The sequence below is a fragment of the Streptomyces sannanensis genome, from assembly GCF_039536205.1.
Taxonomy (GTDB): Bacteria; Actinomycetota; Actinomycetes; order Streptomycetales; family Streptomycetaceae; genus Streptomyces; species Streptomyces sannanensis.
Genome location: NZ_BAAAYL010000001.1, coordinates 1,153,026 through 1,178,024 on the forward strand (window position 1 = coordinate 1,153,026; position 24,999 = coordinate 1,178,024).

Below are 24,999 nucleotides of genomic sequence, written 5' to 3' on the forward strand. Positions count from 1 at the left end.
CGGCCGGGGGAAAACGCACGTACTTCATTTTCCCATGGGCGTACCCCAGAACCCCAGGGGACAATCGTCCAGGTCACAGGGGGTGCGCTTGTGCGATCCTCCGAAGACTCGCCGGTCAGTCCCCGTCCGGGTCTGCGCGGTCCAGGGCCGGACGCGGACCCGGGCCCGTCTCGTGCAGCAGGAAGTCCGCGGCCGCCGTGTCCGTGACCAGGCTGGTCACCAGGCCGGAGCGCAGTACGGCCCCGATCGCCGCGGCCTTGCGGTGGCCGCCGGCGATCGCGACCACCTCGGGGATACGGCGCAGCCGGTCGGCCTCGACCGTGATGCAGCGCTCGCCCAGGTCACGTCCGACCCGACGGCCCTCGGTGTCGAAGAGGTGGGCGGACATCTCGGCGGCGACGCCCAGCGAGGCGTAATGGGCGCGTTCCTCGTCGGTGAGCATGTCGTGCACGGTGGAGATGCCGGGTTCCCAGGAGCCGATCGACACACACGCGACCGTGACCTTGTCGAAGTACTCGAAGGCCCGGGCGATACCGGTCTGGTTGCGCAGGGCGGCGGCGGTCGCCGGGTCCGGCAGCAGCATCGGGGCGTAGATGGGGTGGGCCTCTCCCCCGGACACCTGGGCGGCACGGCGCACGGCCTCGACCGAGCCGCGCTCCGCGGTGCCCGCGTCGTAGACGCCCGTGAGCTGGACGACGGTGCACGGCGGCAGCCGGTGGAGGGCGGCGGCCATATGGATGGTGGACCGGCCCCAGGCCAGGCCCAGCACATCGCCCTCGTTCACCAGTTCACCGAGCAGATCGGCGGCGACGGCGCCCAGGTTCTCCGGGTCCGGTGATTCCTCCGCGGCATCGGCCGGGGCCTCGACGACGACCGCGTGCCGCAGTCCGTAGCGAGCCCGGAGCGCGTCGGAGCGCTCCGCGTCCAGTTCGGCGGGGACCCGGATCTCGATCCGTACGAGGTCGCGCTCGAGAGCGGTTTCCAGTACCCGCGCGACCTTGAAGCGACTGACTCCGAACTCCTCCGCGATCTGGATCTTGGACTTGCCCTCGAGGTAGAAGCGGCGTGCCATGGCCGCCGCCTGCACCAGCTCCGCGGGTCCCATCCGCAGGGCTGGACGTCCCGCCGACATTGCAGACACCGCGATCTCCTCACTGCTGTTCACACTGTGCTGGTTCACACCCTGGACTCGACTTCATCCTGTCAGATCCAGAGGTGCTTGATCAGCCCTGTTGGGCTCCGTTCATCGAGCTGTGGCTCAGTGGACGCAGGCCCATGCCGCGGAGGCGGTGGCCTGCTCGGCCTTCGCACGCAGTGCGCGCACCGCCTGCGCCGGGTCCTCGGCCCCGTACACGGCGGATCCGGCGACGAAGACGTCGGCGCCGGCGTCCGCGCACAGTTCAATGGTGGACTCGGAGACGCCTCCGTCGACCTGCAGCCACAGTTCGAGGCCGTGCTTGGTGAGGAGCTCCCGGGTGCGGCGGATCTTGGGCAGCATGATGTCCAGGAACGCCTGGCCGCCGAAGCCCGGCTCCACCGTCATGATCAGGAGCATGTCGAGCTCGGGGAGCAGGTCCTCGTAAGGCTCGATGGGCGTCGCCGGCCGCAGCGCCATGGAGGCACGCGCGCCCTTGGCCCGGATCTCGCGCGCCAGCCGCACCGGGGCAGCGGCCGCCTCCACATGGAAGGTGACCGAGCCGGCCCCCGCCTCGACGTACTGCGGAGCCCAGCGGTCCGGGTTCTCGATCATCAGATGGCAGTCCAGCGGGGTGTCCGTCGCCCTGCTGAGGGACTCCACGACCGGGACGCCGAGGGTGAGGTTGGGCACGAAGTGGTTGTCCATGACATCGACATGGAGCCAGTCGGCGCCCTCGACGGCCTTGGCCTCGTCGGCGAGCCGCGCGAAGTCGGCGGACAGGATGCTGGGGTTGATCTGCACGGCCATGCCCCAAGACTGCCATGCCCCGCGGACACTCCGTTGGCCGGTACGGAGCTTTGGCCCCCGGCGGCCCGCGGAAGTCCGTTCAAGCCGCTGCCCCCGTCTCGGAGGATTCCGGCGGCGGGTGCGGCACCCTCAACCGCCGGACGGCCGCCATGCTCAGGGCCGCCGACCCCGACGGGGCATCGCCCGCGAGTTCGTCATGACCGCCGAAGGCGAGCGCCGCCTGGACGCCGACCGCGCCGCGAACCTCAGCGGCCTGGCGCGCGTCATGGCGGACTGCGCCCCCGAGGAGACGGCCGAGCTCGCAGAGCTTCTCGGCCGCCTCAACCGCGACAACGAGCGCCTGGACGGACACCCCTGGCCGCGCGACTGAGATTCACGCCGTACGGCGCAGCAGCGCCAGATACATCGCGTCCGTACCGTGCAGATGCGGCCACAGCTGCACGTCGGGCCCGTCACCCAGCGCCGGGACTCCGGGCATCAGCGGACGGGCGTCGATCCACTCCGCCTCGACCGGACTGCCGCCGCGGCCCCTGAGCACGTCCTCCACCACGATCCGGGTCTCCGCGAGATGCGGGGAGCAGGTGGCGTAGCCGACGACACCGCCGACCCGCACCGCGTTCAGTGCCTCGCGCAGCAGCGCCCGCTGCAGCGGGGCGAAGCCCTCCAGATCCTCGGGGCGGCGCCGCCAGCGTGCCTCCGGGCGCCGTCGCAGCGCACCCAGGCCCGAGCACGGGACGTCCATCAGGACCCGGTCGAAGGTGCCCGGATACCACGGCGGGCGGGTGCCGTCGGCCGCGATCACCTGGTACGGGCCGGGGTTGCCGTGCAGCGCCCGCTCGACCAGCCGGGCGCGGTGCGGCTGCTTCTCGGAAGCCAGCAGCGCTGCGCCCCGCTCGGCGGCCATGGCGCCCAGCAGGGCTGCCTTGCCGCCGGGGCCGGCACAGCCGTCGAGCCACCGCTTGTCGGGGCCGTCCAGCGGCGCGTTGGCCAGGGCGATCGCGACGAGCTGACTTCCCTCGTCCTGGACGCCCGCACGGCCCTCGTGCACCGCCTCCAGCGCGCCGGGCTCACCGCCCTCGGTCAGCCGCACGGCGTACGGCGACCAGCGGCCGGGCTCGGTGGCCTCGATCGTCAGCAGTTCCTCCGTGGTGGACCGGCCCGGCCGGGCCACGAGCGTCACCTCGGGCCGCTCGTTGTCCGCCTCCAGCAGGTCCTCGATGCCCGCCCGGCCGCCGCCGAGGGCGTCCCACAGTGCCGAGACGACCCAGCGGGGATGCGAGTGGACGACGGCGAGGTGGTCCTCGGGGTCCTCGTCGTACGGCGGCGCGACGCGCTCCAGCCAGCCGTCCAGATCGTCCTGCGCGACCTTGCGCAGGACGGCGTTGACGAACTTGGCCCGTCCGTCGCCCAGCACCACCCGGGCCAGCTCCACCGTGGCCGACACCGCCGCGTGCGAGGGGATACGCGTGCCCAGCAGCTGGTGCACTCCGAGGCCGAGGACGTCCAGTACCGGCGGATCCACCTCGCGCAGCGGGCGGTCGACGCATGCCGAGACGATCGCGTCGTAGGTGCCCTGCCGGCGCAGCGTCCCGTACACCAGCTCAGTGGCGAACGCCGCGTCCCGGGCGTCGAAGCCCTCCTTCTCACGCGCCTTCCTCAGCAGCGGCGGCAACACGAGATTCGCGTACGCGTCACGCTCGTCCACGGCGCGCAGGGCCTCGAAGGCAAGGATCCGGACCGGGTCCTTCTGGGGGCGGCGGTACGGCTTGTGGGGACGGCGACGAGCCTGGTCGTTCAAAGGTGCTCCGCGGAAGAGGAAAGAAAGGTGATCCCTTTCAGACTACGTCCGCGACGGTCAGCCGCTCGCCCGGGGCAATACGCACACCACGCGCCCAGTCCGCGCCGCGCATCGGCTTCTTGCCCTGCGGCTGGACCCACATCAGCTCGACGGCGTGCGAGCCGGTGCCCGCGTACACGTTGTTCTTCGCCGCCGAGAGCTCGCCGGGAAACAGCTCCGTGCGATCCGGCACCGGTGCGACCTGGATGAGCTTCAGCCGCTCACCGCGGAAGACCGTCCAGGCACCCGGCGCGGGCGTGCAGCCGCGCACCACCCGGTCCACCCGGAGGGCCGGGGCGGCCCAGTCGATCTGGGCGTCCTCGACGGTGATCTTCGGCGCGAGCGAGATGCCGTCGGCGGGCTGCGGCACAGCCTTGAGGGTTCCGTCCTCGATGCCGTCCATCGTCGCGGCGAGCAGCCCCGCGCCCGCGAAGGCGAGCCGGGTCAGCAGGTCACCGCTGGTGTCGGTGTTCCGCACCTGCTCGGTGACCGTTCCGTACACCGGACCCGAGTCCAGCCCCTCCTCGATCAGGAAGGTCGAGGCGCCGGTGATCTCGTCGCCCGCCATGACCGCGTGCTGCACGGGCGCGGCGCCGCGCCAGGCCGGCAGCAGCGAGAAGTGCAGGTTCACCCAGCCGTGCGCGGGGATGTCCAAGGCCACCTTGGGCAGCAGCGCACCGTACGCGACGACCGGACAGCAGTCCGGGGCGATCTCCCGCAACCGCGCCAGGAACTCCTCGTCCCTCGGCTTCGCGGGCTTGAGCACCTCGATCCCGGCCTCCTCGGCCCGCTGCGCGACCGGGCTGGCCACCAGCCTCCGCCCACGCCCCGCGGGCGCGTCGGGCCGGGTGACGACCGCGGCCACCTCATGCCGGCCGGAGGCGATCAGGGCGTCCAGGGCGGGTACGGCGACCTCGGGGGTGCCTGCGAAGACGAGCTTCATGGGTGCTGACTGCCTCTCCGGCCGGGAATGTGCTGCGGCGCACCAGTCTATGGCCCGCGCGGAAGGGGGCGTACGAGCACCCGCGCGCCCTGCGCATATGCCCATACGCCCCTGGACCGTGACCACTTTCGCGGCTGGCGCGTTTGGTCAAGAGAGATTGACCGACGGGCCGCGAACGAACGATGCGGCCCCCCTTCAACGCCGGTTCGAGAGGCTTGTTTCATGGCCGACCACGCAACCCACGACGCCCAAGCCAGGGCCAGCCTGCACCTGTTGGTGCGGGACATCGAGCGGGTCCGCCGGCAGGTGGACGCACTGCGCACCCTCACCGCCCAACTGGGCAACGTCTACCGGCCGCGGCGCTCCGGCCCGTCCACGGGCTTCGTCGTCTACGGCCGGGCCCCGGCCCCCACCGTCCGTCTCGCCCAGGAACTGCGGGACAGCATCGAGACCTTGGTGACCGCGGCCGTCGACTTCGACCGCTCCCTGGGCTTCTCCTGGGACGCGGTGGGCTCCGCGCTCGGGGTCACCAAGCAGGCGGTGCACCGCCGTTACGGCACCCGCCGCGCCACGACGGCCGAGGCCGAACGCCCGGCCGAGGGCACGGTGACACGCACGCTCCCGGTCACTGCGGCAGGCACCCTCCCAGGCCCCCGCCACGGCTGACATCCGGAGGGGGTCACCCCCGGCCGGCATCGCTCGCGGGCACCCCACCGCTGTGAGGCGTCTCCCGGCGGTAGTCGGCCCTGCGGAACGAGTGCCCACGACCGGGCAGCAGCCGAAGGGGGACGCGCAGCAGGCGCCGGCCGGGCCCAGGGGTTGCCGCGCTTCGTGCACTTGACCGGTGCGTCCGTCCTCAAACGCCGGACGGGCTCGTTCGGGTGCAGCCGGCGGTCCGGTACTGCCCCCAACCGGGCAGCAGCCGAAGGGGGCCGCGCAGGGGGTGCCGGCCGGGCCGTAAAACGTGATGTGTGACGCGCGAAGGACCAGGTCAACTCCACGGACCACACGATCGCGCGGCGTACATCATGCCCGGCCCGGACCGTACTCCCGGAGCGGCACCCGGCAACGGCAGCAGCCCCGGGCCGCACCCGGCAACCGGCAGCAACCCCCACCAGCCCGTCCGGCGCCTGAGGAACACTCCCCCAGCCACTTCCCCCCAGCCACCGCTGGGGGTGCCCCAAGGCCAGCCAGGACGGAGACCGGCAACACCGCCACCGCACGGGCACGCACCGTCAGCCGATGTCCGGCGGGTCGACGCGGATCCGGACCGGCTCCGCGGCGCCGCGCGCCAAGCGGGACGCCTGCGCGGCCTTCAGCGCGGCGGCCAGCGCCGCCCCGCTGCCCGGCGGGACGCGGACCAGCGCGCGCTCCCACTGCTCCCCCACCGGAGGCTCGCCGGGCCGCCGCGGCCGGGCCGGGTCCGGCGCCGGCAGCGGCACCGGCCCGAGCACCTCCGCGTCGGCCGGCAGTGCCGCGGCGGACAGCAGCGCGGCCACCGCCTCCGGCCGTCCGGTGACCGCCGCCATCCGGGAGACCGGCGGAAAGCCCAGCTCCGCGCGCTCCGCGAGTTCGCGCAGAGCATGCCCGACGGGGTCCCAGCGCACTAACGCCTGCACGGGCCGCAGCGTCGGCTCGGCGACGACCACCACGGTGCCACCCTCGCCCTGGCCCCGGACCAGGGACGCGGCGCCCATCCAGCGGCGCAGCGCCTCCTCGCCCGCGCGCAGATCGGGGCGGCCGAGCATCGCCCAGCCGTCGAGCAGCAGCGCGGCCGCGTACCCGCCGTCGGCGACGGGCTCGGCGCCCGGCGTACTGACGACCAGGGCCGGCCGCCCGGGCACGCTGTCCAGCACATGGTCGCGGCCGGACGTGCGCACGGGCACCGCCGGGAAAGCCCTGCCGAGCTCCTCCGCGGTGCGGCGAGCACCGACGATCTGGGCCCGCAGCCGGGCGGAGCCGCACTCCGCGCAGTGCCAGCCGTCCGTGGAACGTCCGCACCACCCGCAGTGCAGCTCCCGCTCGTCGGGCGCCTCCAAGGGGCCCGCACAGTGCGCGCATCGCGCGGGAGTACGGCACCGCTCGCAGGCCAGGCGCGGTACGTACCCCCTCCGCGGCACCTGTACGAGCACCGGGCCGCTCTTGAGCCCGTCGCGCACGGTCTGCCAGGCCAGCGAGGGCAGCCTGGCCGCCCGGGCGGCCTCGTCGCGGGCCAGATCGCCGTCCCCGACCGTACGGACGAGCGGCGCCACGATCCGCACCTGCTCCCGGTTGGCGGAGAGCGGCAGTGCCCAGCCGCTCTCGACGAGCTGCGCAGCCTCCACCGTGCAGCTCGTACTCCCCAGCAGGAAGCCGGTCCTGTCGTGGGCGGCACGCAGCAGCAACACCTCACGCGCATGCGGCAACGGGGCATGCGGCTCACTGTGGCTGGAGTCCCCGTCGTCCCATATGACCACCAGGCCGAGGTCGCGCACGGGGGCGAACATCGCAGCCCGGGTCCCGACGACGGCCCGTACCGAGCCGCGCCGCACGGCCAGCCACTGCCGGTATCTCTTCTCCGGCCCCGCCTCGGCCGTCAGCAGCACATGCCGGCCCTCGCCGAGCAGCGCAGTGAGCGCGTGGTCCACCCGTGCCGCCGCCCGCCCGTCGGGTACGACGACCAGGGCGCCCCGGCCGGAAGCGAGCGTCGCGCCGACTGCCCGGGCCGTCTCCTCCGCCCAGTGCGGTCCGGGCAGCGCGGTCCACACGGCCCGCGGCGAGCCTCCGTCGGCCAGCGCCCGCAGGAACGCGGCCCCCTTGGGGTACCGCTGCCAGGTCCCCGGCTCGGGCGCGGCAGGCGGCGGCAGGGGCTCAGGGGACGGCTTGGCCTCGGCCTTCGCGCTGCGCGGCGGAACGGCGAGCTGGAGCACATCGGCGAGGCTGCCCGCGTAACGGTCGGCCACGGCCCGCGCCAGCCCCAGCAGCTCGGCGCTGAGCACCGGCTCGGGCGAGACCACATCGGCGAGCGCGGCCAGCGGGCCCGAGTAGTCGGACTCGGCACGGCGCTCGACGAGGAAGCCGTCGATCAGCCGTCCGCCTTCGCGCCGCCCGTCCCGCACATGGTGAGCCCCGGCCCCGAACCGCACCCGCACCCGCACACCCGGCTGGGCAGCGGCGTCCAGCTCCTCCGGCACGGCGTAGTCGAAGAACTGGTCGAGATGCAGCACGCCCTTGTTCACGACGACGCGCGCGACGGGCAGCTCCTTGGCCAGGGCGGCGCCCCGCCAGGTCCGCGGCTTGGCCCGGGGCACCTTGGTCGTGCGCACGGTCTCCCGGATGAGCGCGAGCTGCTCCGGCGGTCCCGCCTGGGACCGCTCGGGGTGTTCGTTCTCGCTGCTCACAGCCAAATTCCTACCAGACGCCACTGACAGTGGCGGCTGGGCGAGTGCCGCCCGAGATCAGGATCGGCGGCGGTGAGGCCCTTCACTGCGAGGCTCGCGCCTAGGCCCCGTCCGGCCGGTCATGCCGGGCTCGCGACGCCCGGCACCGCACCTCGCCGCGTTGTCGTCGGTCGCCGATGTCCCCCAGCTACCGCTGGGAGGTGCCCCCACCGCATGGACTCCCTCCTCCGCCTTGCGATGCACGGCACCACCGGGACACCAGCCGCTCTGCGGCGGGCGCTCACTGATCCGGCCTGACCGACCGGACAGGACCTCGCTCCAGATGTAACCGTCGCCTTCGCACCGGGCGATCGTCAGCGTAGCGCGCATATGCGGGGACCCCAGACCGATTATCGGTCTGGGGTCCCCGCACTTCAGCGGTGTCGCCTACAGGCCCGCGGCCTCACGCAGCGCGTCCACTCGGTCGGTGCGCTCCCAGGTGAAGTCGGGGAGCTCACGGCCGAAGTGGCCGTACGCCGCCGTCTGGGCGTAGATCGGGCGGAGCAGGTCGAGGTCGCGGATGATCGCGGCCGGGCGGAGGTCGAAGACCTGGGCGATGGCCTGTGCGATCTTCTCCTCGTCGACCGTGTGGGTACCGAAGGTCTCCACGAACAGGCCCACCGGCTCGGCCTTGCCGATCGCGTAGGCAACCTGCACCTCGCAGCGGCGGGCGAGGCCGGCCGCGACGACGTTCTTGGCGACCCAGCGCATCGCGTATGCGGCCGAGCGGTCCACCTTCGACGGGTCCTTGCCGGAGAAGGCCCCGCCGCCGTGGCGGGCCATGCCGCCGTACGTGTCGATGATGATCTTGCGGCCGGTCAGGCCGGCGTCACCCATCGGACCGCCGATCTCGAAGCGGCCGGTCGGGTTCACCAGCAGCCGGTAGCCCTCGGTCTCCAGCTTGATGCCGTCCTCGACGAGCTGGTTCAGGACGTACTCGACGACGAACTCGCGGATGTCGGGCGCGAGCAGCGACTCCAGGTCGATGTCGGAGGCGTGCTGCGAGGAGACCACGACCGTGTCGAGACGGACGGCCTTGTCGCCGTCGTACTCGATGGTGACCTGGGTCTTGCCGTCGGGACGCAGGTAGGGGATGGTGCCGTTCTTGCGGACCTCGGACAGACGGCGGGAGAGCCGGTGCGCGAGGTAGATCGGCAGCGGCATCAGCTCGGGCGTCTCGTCGGACGCGTAGCCGAACATCAGGCCCTGGTCGCCCGCCCCCTGCCTGTCGAGATCGTCCTCGTCGCCCTCGACCCGGTGCTCGTACGCCGTGTCGACACCCTGCGCGATGTCCGGGGACTGCGAGCCGATGGACACCGACACGCCGCAGGAGGCGCCGTCGAAGCCCTTCTTCGAGGAGTCGTAGCCGATCTCCAGGATCTTGTTGCGCACGAGGGTCGGGATGTCGGCGTAGGCCTTCGTCGTCACCTCGCCGGCCACATGGACCAGGCCGGTGGTGATCAACGTCTCGACGGCGACACGCGAAGCGGGGTCCTCCCGGAGAAGCGCGTCGAGGATGGTGTCGCTGATCTGGTCAGCGATCTTGTCGGGGTGACCTTCGGTCACGGACTCCGAGGTGAACAGGCGACGGGACACAATGCTCCCTGGGGTTGCAGCGGCTGCTGGCTGATCATTGACGGACCGGCAGGGGGCTGCGCCCCGCGACGTTCCGAGACCAGTTTACGGGTCACTCCGTGCGCGCCGGCCACGTCTTGCTCATTGAGAGCCCTGTGACCTGCGGCACGGTGTTCTGGACGCTGTTCTGGACGATCTGGCGGAAAACGAGTGTGACATTCATCCGAGCCGGGGGGCGACAAGGTCCCAGACCGTGTCGGCGAGGGCTTCCTTCGGCCCGTACGGAACCGGGGTCTCGCCGCCGTCGGCGGCCAGCACCACGGCCTCGTTCTCCTCGGCCCCGAAGGTCTTGCGCTCCCCCACCTCGTTGACGACCAGCAGGTCGCAGCCCTTGCGGCGGAGTTTGTCGCGGCCGTTGGCGAGCACGTCGTCGGTCTCCGCGGCGAAGCCGACGATCACCTGGTCCGGCCGGGCCCGCTCGGCGGAGATCTCGGCGAGGATGTCGGGGTTGCGGACCAGGGCGATCGGCTCGGGCTCCTGGCCCTCCTTCTTCTTGATCTTCCCGGTGGCGTACGCGGCCGGCCGGAAGTCGGCCACGGCGGCCGCCATCACCACCGCATCGGCCTCCGCGGCCGCCTTCAGCACGGCCTCGCGCAGCTGCACGGCGGTGCCCACATGGACGACGTCCGCGCCCGCCGGGTCGGGCATGCCGGTGTTGGCCTCGATGAGCGTCACCCGCGCGCCGCGCGCCACGGCGGTACGGGCCAGGGCGTACCCCTGCTTGCCGGAGGAGCGGTTGCCCAGGTAGCGCACGGGGTCGAGCGGCTCGCGCGTACCGCCGGCGCTGACGACGACATGGCGGCCCGCGAGGTCCCCGGTCGCGGCGCCGCGCGCCAGGCTGCGCCTCTTCAGGACGTGGCGGCAGACCTCGAAGATCTCCTCCGGCTCGGGCAGCCGGCCCTTGCCGGTGTCGACACCCGTGAGCCGGCCGACGGCGGGCTCGAGGACCACGGCGCCACGTTCGCGCAGGGTCGCGACGTTCTGCCGGGTGGCGGGGTGCTCCCACATCTCGGTGTGCATGGCCGGCGCGAACACCACCGGACAGCGCGCGGTGAGCAGCGTGTTCGTCAGCAGGTCGTCGGCGAGGCCGTGGGCGGCCTTGGCGAGCAGGTCGGCGGTGGCGGGCGCGACGACCACCAGATCGGCGCCCTGGCCGATCCGTACGTGCGGGACCTCGTGGACGTCGTCCCACACCTGGGTGGAGACCGGGTTCCCGGACAGCGCGGACCAGGTGGGCGCTCCGACGAACTGGAGCGCCGATGCGGTCGGTACGACCCGTACGGCATGGCCGGACTCGGTCAGCCGCCGCAGCAGCTCGCACGCCTTGTAGGCGGCAATGCCACCACTGACCCCAAGAACGACCTTCGGCTTGTCCACCACGTCTCCCGGCTCATGAAGATGCGTTACAGCGTCTATGACACACCACAGGCCCGGCAGTGTCGCTGCCGGGCCTGTGGTGAATGTGCTTCTGGTACTTACTGCGCCGGGGCCTCGATGGCCTCGGAGGTCAGCAGACCCGCGTTGATCTCGCGCAGCGCGATCGACAGCGGCTTCTCGTGGACGTGCGTGTCCACCAGCGGACCCACGTACTCCAGCAGGCCCTCGCCGAGCTGGGAGTAGTAGGCGTTGATCTGACGCGCACGCTTGGCCGCGTAGATCACGAGGCTGTACTTCGAGTCCGTGGCCTCGAGCAGCTCGTCGATCGGCGGGTTGATGATGCCCTCGGGCGCGGTGATGGAAGAGGACACGCTCTACCTTCCGAGAAAGTGGACAGAGTTCAAAGATCAGACAACTTGCATCAACGTTAGCAGCTCGCGCGCCACGTCTTCGACGGAGGTGTTGACAAGAGTGACATCGAACTCCGATTCGGCGGCCAGCTCCACCTTGGCGGTCTCCAGCCGGCGCTCGATGACCTCGGGCGGCTCGGTGCCCCGTCCGGTGAGCCGGCGGACCAGCTCGTCCCAGCTCGGCGGCGCGAGAAAGACCAGCTGCGCGTCCGGCATCGACTCCTTGACCTGCCGGGCGCCCTGGAGGTCGATCTCCAGCAGCACCGGCTCGCCGGCCTCGAGGCGTTCGGCCACCGCACGGCGCGGGGTGCCGTAGCGGTTGCCGGCGAATTCGGCCCACTCCAGCAGCTCACCATTGGCGATGAGCTTTTCGAACTCCTCGTCGTCCACGAAGAAGTAATGGACGCCGTCCTGCTCGCCGGGGCGCGGCTTGCGGGTCGTGGCCGACACCGAGAGCCATACCTCGGGGTGAACCTTGCGCATATGGGCGACGACCGTGCTCTTGCCCACCCCGGAGGGGCCGGAGAGCACGGTCAGCCGCGGTCGTACGACCGGGGGTACGGGGGTCGTCCCCCGGGGTGTTGCAGCCATGAGGCGATTATTCCAGCTTCCCGGGAGTGCCCGGGAACACTCCCCGGAAGCCTGGAACCATCAGGCGGCGCCGCCGCCGAACTCGCGCTCCAGGGAGGCGATCTGGTTCGAGCCGAGGCCACGCACGCGGCGGCTCTCGGAGATGCCGAGCCGCTCCATGATCTGCTTGGCGCGGACCTTGCCCACGCCCGGCAGGGACTCGAGCAGGGCGGAGACCTTCATCTTGCCGATGACGTCGTTCTCCTGGCCCTGCTTGATGACCTCGTGGAGGGAGGCGCCGGAGTGCTTGAGTCGATTCTTGACCTCGGCCCGCTCCCGGCGAGCCGCGGCGGCCTTTTCGAGCGCGGCTGCGCGCTGTTCAGGGGTAAGGGGCGGAAGAGCCACGCCTACGTCACCTCGGATGTCGAACTGTCGGATACGGACCGGTGAGGAACCTAGTCGCCCCACACCAGGCGAGCAACGGACAACGAACGATGCTGCTGCACGTCTGCTCTCGTCGGAGACTAGCGGGCAAGACCGCTCCAGTCAGCGAGAACAGCGGAAAAGTCCTGGTCAGCCTCAGCCGACCAGGACTTTTCAGACAAATTCCCCCTGTTTTTGGGACAGTGAGGCGTCAACCGGTGACGGCTGCCCTCACCTCGTCCGCGAAACGGGCGGCGGACTCGCGCAATCCCTTCACATCCGGACCGTGCCGCAGCACGCCACGGCTGACGCTCGGGACCACGTTGCGCACGGCCGTACCGAACACTCCGGGCAGGTCGGCCGGGGTCGCGCCCTGCGCGCCGATGCCGGGGGCGAGCAGTGGCCCGTTGATGTCCAGGTCCACACCCGCGTCACCGAGGGTCGCGCCGACGACCGCGCCGACCGAGCCGAGCGGTTCGGCGCCCTCGTTCTCGGCGCGCATGTGGTCGAGCATCAACTGCGCCAGGGACTTGCCGTTCGCGGCCGTCGACCGCTGCACCTCGGCACCCTCCGGGTTGGAGGTGAGGGCGAGAACGAAGACACCGCAGCCGTTCACCACGGCTGCGTCCAGCGCCGGGCGCAGCGAGCCGAAGCCCAGGTAGGGGCTGACGGTCACGGCGTCCGAGAAGAGCGGGCTGCGCGGGTCGAGGAAGGCGGCGGCGTACGCGCCCATGGTCGAGCCGATGTCGCCCCGCTTGGCGTCCATCAGGACGAGCGCGCCGGCCGCCCGCGCCTCCTCGACCGCCTTCTCCAGCACGGCGATGCCGCGCGAGCCGAAGCGCTCGAAGAACGCGGACTGCGGCTTGAGGACGGCGACCCGGTCGGCCAGGGCCTCGACGGTCGTACGCGTGAAGCGCTCCAGGCCGTCGATGTCGTCGTTCAGGCCCCAGTCGGTGAGCAGCGAGGCATGCGGGTCGATGCCGACGCACAGCGGACCGCGGGTGTCCATGGCACGGCGCAGACGCGCGCCGAAGGGCTCGATGGTCACTGGGAAACCTTCCGGGTCTCGGCGCCGACCGCTTCGGCGATGGTGGCGTACGGGCTGGCCTCGAGGCGGGCGGCGAGGCCCTTGTGGATCGCGCGGGCGTAGAACGGGCCCTCGTAGATGAAGGCGCTGTAGCCCTGGACGAGCGTGGCGCCGGCCAGGATGCGCTGCCAGGCGTCCTCGGCGTTCTCGATGCCGCCGACACCGACGAGGGTGATCCGGTCGCCCACGCGCGCGTACAGGCGGCGCAGGACCTCCAGCGAGCGCTCCTTCAGCGGGGCGCCGGACAGGCCGCCGGTCTCCTTGACGACGGCCGGGTCGGACTTCAGCCCGAGGCCGTCCCGCGCGATCGTGGTGTTGGTGGCGATGATGCCGTCCAGGCCGAGCTCGAGGGCGAGATCGGCGACGGCGTCGACGTCCTCGTCCGCGAGATCGGGCGCGATCTTGACGAGCAGCGGGACACGCCGGCCGGTGACCGTGCGGTCGGCGGCCTCGCGGACGGCGCTGAGCAGCGGCCGCAGGGCCTCGGTGGCCTGGAGGTTGCGCAGGCCGGGGGTGTTCGGGGAGGAGACGTTGACGACGAGGTAGTCGGCGTGGCGGGCGAGCCGCTCGGTCGACGTGACGTAGTCGGCGACGGCTTCCGCCTCCGGGACGATCTTCGTCTTGCCGATGTTGACGCCGACGGTCGTCCTGAAGACCGGATTGCGGGCCGCCAGGCGCGCGGCGACGGCGGCCGAGCCCTCGTTGTTGAAGCCCATGCGATTGATCAGCGCACGGTCCGGTACGAGCCGGAAGAGCCGCTTCCTGGGGTTGCCCGGCTGCGGCTGGGCGGTGACGGTGCCGATCTCGATGTGGTCGAAGCCGAGCATCGCCATGCCGTCGATCGCGACTGCGTTCTTGTCGAAGCCGGCGGCGAGGCCGAAGGGGCCGTGCATGCGCAGGCCCAGGGCCTCCGTGCGCAGCTCCTTGTAGCGGGGCGCGAGGACGGCCGCGACGAACGTACGCAGCACCGGGATGCGGACGGCGAGCCGGATCCAGCGGAAGGCCAGGTAGTGGGCTTCCTCGGCGTCCATCCGCTTGAAGAAGAGGTTGAAGAAGAGTTTGTACATCCCTGTGTTCCTCGTGGAAGTGCCTCACGAAGAGGGGGACACCGCTTTCGGTGTCCCCCTCCTGGGCTGCTAGTGCTGTGGCCGGAAAGGTTTGCCGGGAAGCTCGCGGCGTCCGGTGCGGTGCATCGCAAGGCGGAGCATCGCAGCTCGTACTCGGCCGTACTCGCGCGATGCGACAACGCCGCGAGGTGCCGTGCCGGACGTCGCGAGCCGGTGAACCTTTCCGGCCACAGCACTAGTCCTCGCGAGCCGCGGTCAGGTGTTCCGCGTGCTCCTGGAGTGAGCGGACGCCCACGTCTCCGCGGCCGAGGGCGTCGATGCCCTGGACGGCGGCGGCGAGCGCCTGGACCGTCGTGAGGCACGGGACGCCGCGCGCCACGGCCGCCGTACGGATGTCGTAGCCGTCGAGGCGACCGCCGGTGCCGTACGGGGTGTTGACGATGAGGTCGACCTGGCCGTCGTGGATGAGCTGGACGATGGTCTTCTCGCCGTCGGGGCCCTCGCCCTCGGACTGCTTGCGCACGACCGTGGCGTGGATGCCGTTGCGCTTGAGGACCTCGGCGGTGCCGGAGGTGGCCAGCAGCTCGAAGCCGTGGGCGACGAGCTCACGCGCCGGGAAGATCATCGAGCGCTTGTCACGGTTGGCGACCGAGATGAAGGCACGGCCCTTGGTCGGCAGCGCGCCGTACGCCCCGGCCTGCGACTTGGCGTACGCCGTGCCGAAGACCGAGTCGATGCCCATGACCTCGCCGGTGGAGCGCATCTCCGGGCCGAGGACGGTGTCCACACCGCGGCCGGAGGTGTCGCGGAAGCGGCTCCACGGCATCACGGCCTCCTTGACGGAGATCGGCGCGTCCAGCGGCAGGGTGCCGCCGTCGCCCTGCTTGGGCAGCAGGCCCTCGGCGCGCAGCTCGGCGACGGTCGCGCCCAGCGAGATGCGGGCGGCGGCCTTGGCCAGCGGTACGGCGGTCGCCTTCGAGGTGAAGGGGACGGTACGGGAGGCGCGCGGGTTGGCCTCCAGGACGTACAGAATGTCGCCGGCCATCGCGAACTGGATGTTGATCAGACCGCGCACGCCGACACCCTTGGCGATGGCCTCGGTGGAGGCGCGCAGCCGCTTGATGTCGAAGCCGCCGAGGGTGATCGGGGGCAGGGCGCAGGCGGAGTCGCCGGAGTGGATACCGGCCTCCTCGATGTGCTCCATGACGCCGCCGAGATAGAGCTCGGTGCCGTCGTAGAGCGCGTCGACGTCGATCTCGATCGCGTCGTCGAGGAAGCGGTCGACCAGGACCGGCCGGGTGGGGCTGATCTCGGTGGACTCGGCGATGTACGACTCGAGGCGGGCCTCTTCGTACACGATCTCCATGCCGCGGCCGCCGAGCACGTACGACGGACGGACGAGGACCGGGTAGCCGATCTCGTCGGCGATGGCCTTGGCCTCGGCGAAGGTGGTGGCGGTGCCGTGCTTGGGGGCCGGCAGACCGGCCTCCTTCAGGACGCGGCCGAACGCGCCGCGGTCCTCGGCGGCGTGGATCGCCTCGGGGGAAGTGCCGACGACCGGCACACCATTGTCCTTGAGCGCCTGGGCGAGACCCAGCGGGGTCTGGCCGCCGAGCTGCACGATGACGCCCGCGATCGGGCCCGCGAGGGACTCGGCGTGGACGATCTCGAGCACGTCCTCCAGGGTGAGCGGCTCGAAGTACAGCCGGTCGGAGGTGTCGTAGTCGGTGGAGACGGTCTCCGGGTTGCAGTTGACCATCACGGTCTCGTACCCGGCGTCGGACAGCGCGAAGGACGCGTGCACGCAGGAGTAGTCGAACTCGATGCCCTGGCCGATGCGGTTCGGGCCGGAGCCGAGGATGATCACCGCGGGCTTCTGGCGCTGCGCGACCTCGCTCTCCTCGTCGTACGAGGAGTAGAAGTACGGGGTCTTCGCGGCGAACTCGGCGGCGCAGGTGTCGACCGTCTTGTAGACCGGGCGGACGCCGAGGGCGTGCCGGACCTCGCGGACGATGTCCTCGCGCAGGCCCCGGATCCCGGCGATCTGGACGTCGGAGAAGCCGTGCCGCTTGGCCTCGGCGAGCAGCTCGGGGTCGAGCTCCTCGGCGGCGGCGAGCTCGTCGGCGATCTCCTTGATAAGAAAGAGCTGGTCCACGAACCACGGGTCGATCTTCGTGGCGTCGAAGACCTCCTCAGGGGTGGCGCCGGCCCGGATGGCCTGCATGACCGTGTTGATCCGGCCGTCGGTCGGGCGGACGGCGGCCGCGAGCAGCTCCGATTTGTCACCCGGCTCGCCGACGAAGGTGAACTGCGAGCCCTTCTTCTCCAGCGAGCGCAGCGCCTTCTGCAGCGCCTCGGTGAAGTTGCGGCCGATGGCCATGGCCTCGCCCACCGACTTCATGGTGGTGGTGAGGGTGGAATCGGCGGACGGGAACTTCTCGAAGGCGAAGCGGGGGGCCTTGACCACGACGTAGTCGAGCGTCGGCTCGAAGGAGGCCGGGGTCTGCTCGGTGATGTCGTTGGGGATCTCGTCCAGCGTGTAGCCGACGGCCAGCTTGGCGGCGATCTTGGCGATCGGGAAGCCGGTGGCCTTGGAGGCGAGCGCCGAGGAACGGGAGACACGCGGGTTCATCTCGATGACGATGATCCGGCCGTCGACAGGGTTCACGGCGAACTGGATGTTGCAGCCGCCGGTGTCGACGCCGACCTCGCGGATGATCGCGATGCCGATGTCGCGCAGCCGCTGGTACTCGCGGTCGGTGAGGGTCATCGCCGGGGCGACGGTGATCGAGTCACCGGTGTGCACGCCCATCGGGTCGAAGTTCTCGATGGAGCAGACGACCACGACGTTGTCGTGCTTGTCGCGCATCAGCTCCAGCTCGTACTCCTTCCAGCCGAGGATGGACTCCTCCAGGAGCACCTCGGTGGTCGGGGAGAGCGTGAGGCCCTGGCCGGCGATACGGCGCAGCTCGTCCTCGTCGTGCGCGAAGCCGGAGCCGGCGCCGCCCATGGTGAAGGAGGGGCGGACGACGACGGGGTAGCCGCCGAGGGTCTCGACGCCCTTGAGGACGTCGTCCATGGAGTGACAGATGACCGAGCGGGCGGACTCGCCGTGGCCGATCTTGGCGTTGACGGCCTCGACGACACCCTTGAAGAGGTCGCGGTCCTCGCCCTTGTGGATCGCCTCGACGTTGGCGCCGATGAGCTCGACGCCGTACTTCTCCAGCACACCCTGCTCGTGCATGGAGATCGCGGTGTTCAGCGCGGTCTGGCCGCCGAGGGTGGGCAGCAGCGCGTCGGGGCGCTCCTTGGCGATGATCTTCTCGACGAACTCGGGGGTGATCGGCTCGACGTAGGTGGCGTCGGCGATCTCCGGGTCGGTCATGATCGTCGCCGGGTTGGAGTTCACCAGGATGACGCGCAGGCCCTCGGACTTGAGGACACGGCACGCCTGGGTGCCGGAGTAGTCGAACTCGGCGGCCTGGCCGATGACGATCGGGCCGGAGCCGATGACCAGGACGGACTGGATATCGGTGCGCTTAGGCACGCTGGCCCTCCATCAGGGAAACGAAGCGGTCGAACAGGTACGCGGCGTCGTGCGGGCCCGCGGCCGCCTCGGGGTGGTACTGGACGCTGAAGGCCGGCTGGTCGAGCAGTTGGAGGCCCTCCACCACGTTGTCGTTCAGGCAGACGTGGGAGACCTCGGCGCGGCCGTAGGGGGTCTCGGAGACCTTGTCGAGCGGGGCGTCGACGGCGAAGCCGTGGTTGTGCGCGGTGACCTCGACCTTGCCGGTCGTACGGTCCTGCACCGGCTGGTTGATGCCGCGATGGCCGTACTTCAGCTTGTACGTGCCGAAGCCGAGCGCGCGGCCCAGGATCTGGTTGCCGAAGCAGATGCCGAACAGCGGCGTCCTGCGCTCCAGCACGCCCTTCATGACCGAGACCGGGTGGTCGGCGGTGGCCGGGTCGCCGGGGCCGTTCGAGAAGAACACGCCGTCGGGGTCGACCGCGTAGATGTCCTCGACGGTGGCGGTGGCGGGGAGCACGTGCACCTCGATGCCGCGCTCGGCCATCCGGTGCGGGGTCATGCCCTTGATGCCCAGGTCGACGGCGGCGACGGTGAACTTCTTCTCACCGATCGCGGGGACGACGTACGTCTCCTTGGTGGCGACCTCGGCGGAGAGGTCGGCGCCCTTCATCTCGGGCTGCTGGCGCACCTCGGCGAGCATGGTGCCCTCGTCCGGCAGTGCGTTGCCGGAGAAGATGCCGACGCGCATGGCGCCGCACTCGCGCAGGTGGCGGGTGAGGGCGCGGGTGTCGATGCCCTGGATGCCGACGACGCCCTGGTGCCGCAACTCCTCGTCCAGCGAGCGCTTGGCGCGCCAGTTGGAGGGGACGCGTGCGGGGTCGCGGACGACATAACCGGACACCCAGATACGGGAGGACTCGGGGTCCTCGTCGTTGACGCCGGTGTTGCCGACGTGCGGGGCGGTCATCACGACGACCTGGCGGTGGTACGACGGGTCGGTGAGGGTCTCCTGGTAGCCGGTCATGCCGGTGGAGAACACGGCCTCGCCGAAGGTCTCCCCCACGGCCCCGTAGGCGCGGCCGCGGAAGATGCGGCCGTCCTCCAGGACGAGTACGGCGGGAGTCCTGGCGGCTCCCCTGGTGGAGGTCGTCATCGTTCGGCGCCTTCCGTCGTGGTGGTGTTCTGGTTCATGGAGTTGATCGCCTCGACCCAGGCGGCGTGCTCCGCCGCGTGGTCGGAGCGGAAACCGGAGTCGATCAGCGTGTCGCCGTGCGCCCAGGTGACGACGAGCAGACCGCCCTCGGTGAGGACCTTGCCCGCGATGCCCTTGTCGAGCCGGGCGCCGCGCAGGGCGGCGGTCGGGACGAAGAAGTCGGCCGCCCCGGGGCGTACGACGTCCAGGCCCTCGTCGGTGAGCGTCAGCTCGACCCGGCTGCGGGTGCCCAGTCCGTGGGCGACGATCCGGTCAAGCCACTGTCCGGCGGTGGTCGAGCCGTGGTAGCGGCCGGTCAGGGCGAGTTTCGGCGCGGAGAGGGCCTCCGGCATTCCGGGCTGCGGCGGCTTGCCGCCTCCGTTGAGGGTGGGGGGAGACGGGCGGGTGGGCAGGGCGGGGATGTCCGACTGGAGGCTGCCGCGGAACTTCCATCCCTGGCGCATCAGCCAGTAGATGAAGACGACGAGCACCACCAGCCCGATCACCCAGGCGATACGGGGTCCCCAGTTGGTCAGCTCGGCCGATTTCCGCTCGGCAGCGAGTGTGATGAATACAGCAGATGTCACGCCAGCGTCCCGTCCAAGACCGTTGCCCGACCCCGCAGGAAGGTGTGGGTGACGCGACCCGGCAGCTCGAGGCCCTCGTACGGGGTGTTGCGGCTGCGGGAGGCGAAGTCCGCGGGGTTCACGACACCACGGTATGCCGGATCGAGCAGCGTGAGGTTGGCGGGCTCACCAGCCGAGACGGGCCGGCCGTGGCCGTCGAGGCGGCCGATGTGCGCCGGGCGGAACGACATCCGGTCGGCGACGCCGGCCCAGTCGAGCAGTCCGGTGTCGACCATCGTGTGCTGGACGACGGACAGCGCGGTCTCCAGGCCCACCATGCCCATGGCGGCCGCGGCCCACTCGCAGTCCTTGTCCTCGTGCGGGTGCGGGGCGTGGTCGGTGGCGACGATGTCGATCGTGCCGTCGGCCAGGGCCTCACGCAGGGCCATGACGTCACGCTCGGTGCGCAGCGGCGGGTTGACCTTGTAGACCGGGTTGTACGTACGCACCAGCTCGTCGGTGAGGAGCAGGTGGTGCGGGGTGACCTCGGCGGTGACGTCGATGCCGCGGGACTTGGCCCAGCGGACGATCTCGACGGAGCCGGCGGTGGAGAGGTGGCAGATGTGGACGCGGGAGCCGACGTGCTCGGCGAGCAGAACGTCACGGGCGATGATCGACTCTTCGGCGACGGCCGGCCAGCCGCCCAGGCCCAGCTCGGCGGAGACGACGCCCTCGTTCATCTGGGCGCCCTCGGTCAGCCGCGGCTCCTGGGCGTGCTGCGCGACGACTCCGCCGAAGGCCTTCACGTACTCCAGCGCGCGACGCATGATCTGGGCGTCGTCGACGCACTTGCCGTCGTCGGAGAAGACCTTCACGTTCGCGGCCGAGTCGTGCATCGCGCCGAGCTCCGCGAGCTGCTTGCCTTCCAGACCGACGGTGACGGCACCGATGGGCTGGACGTCGCAGTAACCGTGCTCCTTGCCCAGACGCCAGACCTGCTCGACGACACCGGCGGTGTCCGCGACCGGGAAGGTGTTGGCCATCGCGAAGACGGCGGTGTAGCCGCCGGAGGCGGCGGCGCGAGTGCCGGTAAGGACGGTCTCGGAGTCCTCACGGCCCGGCTCGCGCAGATGGGTGTGCAGGTCGACCAGGCCCGGCAGCAGGATCTGGCCCTCGGCCTCGACGACGGTGGCGTCGCCCGCTTCGATGCCCGTGCCGACCCGGTCGATGGTCTCGCCGTCGATCAGGACGTCCTGCGGCTCGCCGCCCAGCACCTTGGCGCCACGGATCAGGATCTTGCTCATGGTTACTTGCTCTCCTCGGTGCGGGGCGTGCTGGTGGTGGTGACGGCGGGCTCGGAGCCACCGAGCAGCAGGTAGAGGACGGCCATACGGGCGGAGACTCCGTTGGCGACCTGCTCCACGACGGTGCAGCGGTCGGAGTCGGCGACCTCGGCGGTGATCTCCATGCCGCGGACCATCGGGCCGGGGTGCATCACGATGGCGTGCTCAGGCATCTTCGCCATGCGCTCGGCGTCCAGGCCGTACCGGCGCGAGTACTCGCGCTCGGTCGGGAAGAAGGCGGCGTTCATCCGCTCGCGCTGCACACGCAGCATCATCACCGCGTCGGACTTCGGCAGCACCTCGTCGAGGTCGTACGAGACCTCGCACGGCCAGGGCTCGGCGCCGACCGGGATCAGCGTGGGCGGGGCCACCAGGGTCACCTGGGCGCCCAGGGTGTGCAGCAGGTGGACGTTGGAGCGGGCGACCCGGCTGTGCAGGACGTCACCGACGATCGTGATCCGGAGCCCGTCGAGGCCTTTGCCGATCCCGGCGTCATGGCCGACCAGGCGGCGGCGCATGGTGAAGGCGTCCAGCAGGGCCTGGGTGGGGTGCTCGTGGGTCCCGTCGCCCGCGTTGATCACGGGCGCGTCGATCCACCCGGAGGTGGCGAGCCGATAGGGGGCGCCGGAGGCTCCGTGCCGGATGACGACGGCGTCGACGCCCATCGCCTCCAGCGTCTGGGCGGTGTCCTTGAGCGACTCGCCCTTGGAGACCGAGGAGCCCTTGGCTGCGAAGTTGATGACATCGGCGGACAGACGCTTCTCCGCGGCCTCGAAGGAGATCCGGGTCCTGGTCGAGTCCTCGAAGAAGAGGTTGCAGATCGTACGGCCGCGCAGGGTGGGCAGCTTCTTGATCGGCCGGTCGGCCACCCGGGCCATCTCCTCGGCGGTGTCGAGGATGAGGACGGCGTCGTCACGGGTGAGGTCGGCGGCCGAGATGAGGTGACGCTTCATCTGGGTGAACTCCATGGTTCGTGGAGGTGTGCAGGCATGCGGGCACGCAGGAGCGCCCGTACGACGGTCGAGGTCGTACGGGGCCGCTACTGCTCGCCGGCCGGGGCGGTCGGCTTGACACCGAGCAGCACGGTGTCGCGACCGTCCTCCTCGGCGAGCTGGACCTTGACCGTCTCCCGCAGCGACGTGGGGAGGTTCTTGCCGACGTAATCGGCGCGGATCGGGAGTTCGCGGTGGCCTCGGTCGACGAGGACCGCGAGCTGTACGGCGCGCGGGCGGCCGATGTCGCCGAGCGCGTCGAGTGCGGCGCGGATGGTGCGGCCGGAGAAGAGCACGTCGTCGACGAGGACCACCAGGCGGCCGTCGATGCCGTCGCCCGGGATCTCGGTGCGGCCCAGCGCGCGGGCGGGCTTCAGCCGCAGGTCGTCGCGGTACATGGTGATGTCGAGGGAGCCGACCGGGATCTTGCGGCCGGTGATCTCTTCGAGCTTGGCGGCGATCCGGCGGGCCAGGAAGACTCCGCGGGTCGGAATGCCCAGGAGCACCACGTCCTCGGCGCCCTTGGCGCGCTCGACGATCTCATGGGAGATGCGGGTCAGCACCCGCGCGATGTCGGGGGCCTCGAGAACCGGCCGTGCATCGGCAGTCTTTGCGTCCATACGAAACGGACCTCCTTCTCCGCCTCACGGGACGGACCTTAAAGGACGTCGGATTTGCGCCAACCACGTTAGCAGGGGCACACGAGTCCGGTTGCATCCCCCCAGTGAGGGAGGGTGTGGACCATTCGGCTTGACGCATCCAAATCACGCTGCGTAACCTCACAGTGAGTTACCAGCCGCGCGGCGGAGCCGCACGTCGATACAGCGTCCGGGGAGCCTTATGTCCAGCGAATACGCAAAACAGCTCGGGGCCAAACTCCGCGCCATCCGCACCCAGCAGGGTCTCTCCCTCCACGGCGTGGAGGAGAAGTCCCAGGGCCGCTGGAAGGCCGTCGTGGTCGGCTCGTACGAGCGCGGCGACCGCGCCGTGACCGTGCAGCGCCTCGCCGAGCTGGCGGACTTCTACGGCGTCCCGGTGCAGGAGCTGCTGCCGGGCACCACGCCGGGTGGCGCCGCCGAGCCGCCGCCGAAGCTCGTCCTCGACCTGGAACGCCTCGCCCACGTCCCGGCGGAGAAGGCCGGCCCGCTGCAGCGTTACGCCGCGACGATCCAGTCGCAGCGCGGCGACTACAACGGCAAGGTCCTGTCCATCCGCCAGGACGACCTGCGCACGCTCGCGGTCATCTACGACCAGTCGCCCTCGGTTCTCACCGAGCAGCTGATCAGCTGGGGCGTCCTGGACGCGGACGCGCGCCGCGCGGTCGCCCACGAAGACGCCTGACGTCACCTCAGCAGAAACGTGCCGCCGGGGTCTCCGGGAACACTGTGTTCCCGGAGACCCCGGCGAATTTCTTTGCACCCGCTACCGGGGCAAGCCCCGTACCGCCCTTCAGGCGGTGTCCTCAATCGCCGGACGGGCTCGAATCGAGCCCGTCCGGGACGGCGACCCCAAGCCCCTCCGACGATCGAGGAGCGGGGTTCCGGGGCAGGGCCACAAGGCCCGCCTGGCCATGCGAAGGGCCCGCAGCATGTGGCGCCGCGGGCCCTTCGTGGCGTCTGCCGGCGAAAGGGGCTATGCCTCCCGGCGGAGACTCGGCTTGAGGTCCTTGAAACGGGCCAGCAGGCCGTTCACGAAGGACGGCGACTCGTCGGTGGAGAACTCCTTCGCGAGCTGCACCGCCTCGTCGATCACCACAGCGTCCGGGGTCTCGTCGACCCATACCAGCTCGTACGCGCCGAGCCGCAGGATGTTGCGGTCGACGACCGGCATACGGTCGAGCGTCCAGCCCACCGCGTAGGTGGAGATCAGTTCGTCGATGCGGGCCGCATGCTCGGCGTAGCCCTCGACCAGCTGCATCGTGTACTCGCTGACCGGCGGCTGACGGGTGTCACTGCGGGAGTGACGGATCCAGTCCGCGAGGACCGTCTGCACGGAGGCTCCGCGCTGGTCGGCCTCGAACAGGATCTGGAAGGCCCGCTTACGGGCCGTGTTGCGGGCAGCCACGGTTAGCTGCTCACCCGGCCGAGGTAGTCACCCGAACGGGTGTCGACCTTGATCTTCTCACCCGTGGTGATGAAGAGCGGGACCTGGATCTCGTAGCCGGTCTCCAGCGTGGCGGGCTTGGAGCCACCGGTGGAGCGGTCGCCCTGGACACCCGGCTCGGTGTGCTGGATGGTCAGCTCGACGGCGGCCGGGAGCTCGACGTAGAGCACCGAGCCCTCGTGGGTGGCGACGGTGGCCTCGAAGCCCTCGATCAGGAAGTTGGCGGCGACGCCGACGGACTTGCGGTCGACGTGCAGCTGGTCATAGGTCTGCATGTCCATGAAGACGAAGTACTCGCCGTCCATGTACGAGAACTGCATGTCACGGCGGTCGACGGTGGCCGTCTCGACCTTGACGCCGGCGTTGAACGTCTTGTCGACGATCTTGCCCGAGAGCACGTTCTTGAGCTTGGTGCGCACAAAGGCCGGGCCCTTGCCGGGCTTCACGTGCTGGAACTCGACGACGGACCAGAGCTGGTCGTTGTCGAGCTTGAGCACCATGCCGTTCTTGAGGTCGTTCGTGGTGGCCACGGTTGCGGAATCTCCTGGACTGAAGCTGGTG

22 protein-coding genes and 1 pseudogene are annotated in these 24,999 nt (G+C 70.8%); 3 read left to right on the top strand and 20 right to left on the bottom strand.

Annotated features, from left to right (window positions below):
- Positions 1–115: 115 nt before the first annotated feature.
- Positions 116–1,165, bottom strand: a complete 1,050-nt coding sequence (locus tag ABD858_RS05210; RefSeq protein ID WP_345044278.1) for a sugar-binding transcriptional regulator — start codon at positions 1,163–1,165, stop codon at positions 116–118.
- 93 nt (positions 1,166–1,258) lie between these two features.
- The gene (gene rpe, locus ABD858_RS05215) at positions 1,259–1,945 is read right to left on the bottom strand and encodes a ribulose-phosphate 3-epimerase (protein WP_345034898.1); all 687 of its coding nucleotides are present in this window, start codon (positions 1,943–1,945) and stop codon (positions 1,259–1,261) included.
- 95 nt (positions 1,946–2,040) lie between these two features.
- Here rpe and ABD858_RS05220 point away from each other — a divergent pair.
- A pseudogene (locus ABD858_RS05220) lies at positions 2,041–2,315 on the top strand (MarR family transcriptional regulator); the annotation flags it as partial.
- A gap of 3 nt (positions 2,316–2,318) precedes the next feature.
- Here the strand turns inward: ABD858_RS05220 and ABD858_RS05225 are convergent.
- A complete protein-coding gene (locus ABD858_RS05225) occupies positions 2,319–3,743 on the bottom strand; it encodes an RsmB/NOP family class I SAM-dependent RNA methyltransferase (protein ID WP_345034899.1) in 1,425 nt (474 codons plus the stop codon).
- 37 nt (positions 3,744–3,780) lie between these two features.
- Positions 3,781–4,725, bottom strand: coding sequence for a methionyl-tRNA formyltransferase (gene fmt, locus ABD858_RS05230; RefSeq protein WP_345034900.1), 945 nt, complete (start codon positions 4,723–4,725; stop codon positions 3,781–3,783).
- 222 nt (positions 4,726–4,947) lie between these two features.
- Here fmt and ABD858_RS05235 point away from each other — a divergent pair, with 222 nt between their 5' ends.
- A complete protein-coding gene (locus tag ABD858_RS05235; RefSeq protein ID WP_345034901.1) occupies positions 4,948–5,391 on the top strand; it encodes a hypothetical protein in 444 nt (147 codons plus the stop codon).
- A 569-nt stretch (positions 5,392–5,960) separates the two neighbouring features.
- Here the strand turns inward: ABD858_RS05235 and ABD858_RS05240 are convergent.
- The 14 genes from ABD858_RS05240 to pyrR all read right to left on the bottom strand — a co-directional run bounded on the left by ABD858_RS05240 (position 5,961) and on the right by pyrR (position 22,955).
- Positions 5,961–8,105: a primosomal protein N' gene (locus ABD858_RS05240; protein ID WP_345034903.1), complete on the bottom strand. Its 2,145-nt coding sequence runs from the start codon at positions 8,103–8,105 to the stop codon at positions 5,961–5,963.
- A gap of 426 nt (positions 8,106–8,531) precedes the next feature.
- Positions 8,532–9,740, bottom strand: a complete 1,209-nt coding sequence (gene metK, locus ABD858_RS05245) for a methionine adenosyltransferase (protein ID WP_345034904.1) — start codon at positions 9,738–9,740, stop codon at positions 8,532–8,534.
- A gap of 198 nt (positions 9,741–9,938) precedes the next feature.
- A complete protein-coding gene (gene coaBC, locus ABD858_RS05250) occupies positions 9,939–11,156 on the bottom strand; it encodes a bifunctional phosphopantothenoylcysteine decarboxylase/phosphopantothenate--cysteine ligase CoaBC (RefSeq protein ID WP_345034905.1) in 1,218 nt (405 codons plus the stop codon).
- Positions 11,157–11,254: 98 nt separating this feature from the next.
- Positions 11,255–11,527, bottom strand: a complete 273-nt coding sequence (rpoZ, locus tag ABD858_RS05255; RefSeq protein ID WP_004948662.1) for a DNA-directed RNA polymerase subunit omega — start codon at positions 11,525–11,527, stop codon at positions 11,255–11,257.
- A 36-nt stretch (positions 11,528–11,563) separates the two neighbouring features.
- Positions 11,564–12,157, bottom strand: a complete 594-nt coding sequence (gene gmk / locus ABD858_RS05260) for a guanylate kinase (protein ID WP_345034907.1) — start codon at positions 12,155–12,157, stop codon at positions 11,564–11,566.
- Between the two features lie 60 nt (positions 12,158–12,217).
- Complete coding sequence (locus tag ABD858_RS05265) at positions 12,218–12,541, bottom strand: integration host factor (RefSeq protein WP_005319887.1); 324 nt, start codon at positions 12,539–12,541, stop codon at positions 12,218–12,220.
- Positions 12,542–12,770: 229 nt separating this feature from the next.
- Entirely contained in the window at positions 12,771–13,607 is an 837-nt protein-coding gene (pyrF, locus tag ABD858_RS05270; protein WP_345034908.1) for an orotidine-5'-phosphate decarboxylase, read from the bottom strand.
- A complete protein-coding gene (locus tag ABD858_RS05275) occupies positions 13,604–14,713 on the bottom strand; it encodes a quinone-dependent dihydroorotate dehydrogenase (RefSeq protein ID WP_345034909.1) in 1,110 nt (369 codons plus the stop codon). The genes pyrF and ABD858_RS05275 overlap by 4 nt, the downstream gene beginning before the upstream one ends.
- Before the next feature lie 235 nt (positions 14,714–14,948).
- Positions 14,949–18,260, bottom strand: coding sequence for a carbamoyl-phosphate synthase large subunit (carB, locus tag ABD858_RS05280; protein WP_345034910.1), 3,312 nt, complete (start codon positions 18,258–18,260; stop codon positions 14,949–14,951).
- Positions 18,253–19,395, bottom strand: a complete 1,143-nt coding sequence (gene carA, locus ABD858_RS05285) for a glutamine-hydrolyzing carbamoyl-phosphate synthase small subunit (protein WP_345034911.1) — start codon at positions 19,393–19,395, stop codon at positions 18,253–18,255. The genes carB and carA overlap by 8 nt, the downstream gene beginning before the upstream one ends.
- A complete protein-coding gene (locus tag ABD858_RS05290) occupies positions 19,392–20,021 on the bottom strand; it encodes a PH-like domain-containing protein (RefSeq protein WP_345034912.1) in 630 nt (209 codons plus the stop codon). The genes carA and ABD858_RS05290 overlap by 4 nt, the downstream gene beginning before the upstream one ends.
- Positions 20,018–21,304, bottom strand: a complete 1,287-nt coding sequence (locus ABD858_RS05295) for a dihydroorotase (protein WP_345034913.1) — start codon at positions 21,302–21,304, stop codon at positions 20,018–20,020. Before ABD858_RS05295 ends, ABD858_RS05290 begins: the two co-directional genes overlap by 4 nt.
- Before the next feature lie 2 nt (positions 21,305–21,306).
- Positions 21,307–22,296, bottom strand: a complete 990-nt coding sequence (locus tag ABD858_RS05300; protein ID WP_345034914.1) for an aspartate carbamoyltransferase catalytic subunit — start codon at positions 22,294–22,296, stop codon at positions 21,307–21,309.
- An 86-nt stretch (positions 22,297–22,382) separates the two neighbouring features.
- A complete protein-coding gene (pyrR, locus tag ABD858_RS05305; protein ID WP_345034915.1) occupies positions 22,383–22,955 on the bottom strand; it encodes a bifunctional pyr operon transcriptional regulator/uracil phosphoribosyltransferase PyrR in 573 nt (190 codons plus the stop codon).
- 220 nt (positions 22,956–23,175) lie between these two features.
- Here pyrR and bldD point away from each other — a divergent pair, with 220 nt between their 5' ends.
- Complete coding sequence (gene bldD, locus ABD858_RS05310; protein WP_028431622.1) at positions 23,176–23,676, top strand: transcriptional regulator BldD; 501 nt, start codon at positions 23,176–23,178, stop codon at positions 23,674–23,676.
- A gap of 291 nt (positions 23,677–23,967) precedes the next feature.
- On the opposite strand, the gene nusB is transcribed toward bldD, so the two are convergent.
- A complete protein-coding gene (nusB, locus tag ABD858_RS05315; protein WP_345034917.1) occupies positions 23,968–24,399 on the bottom strand; it encodes a transcription antitermination factor NusB in 432 nt (143 codons plus the stop codon).
- A 2-nt stretch (positions 24,400–24,401) separates the two neighbouring features.
- Positions 24,402–24,968 (bottom strand): elongation factor P, encoded by a 567-nt coding sequence (efp, locus tag ABD858_RS05320; RefSeq protein WP_345034918.1) that lies wholly within the window; start codon positions 24,966–24,968, stop codon positions 24,402–24,404.
- Positions 24,969–24,999 lie beyond the last annotated feature (31 nt).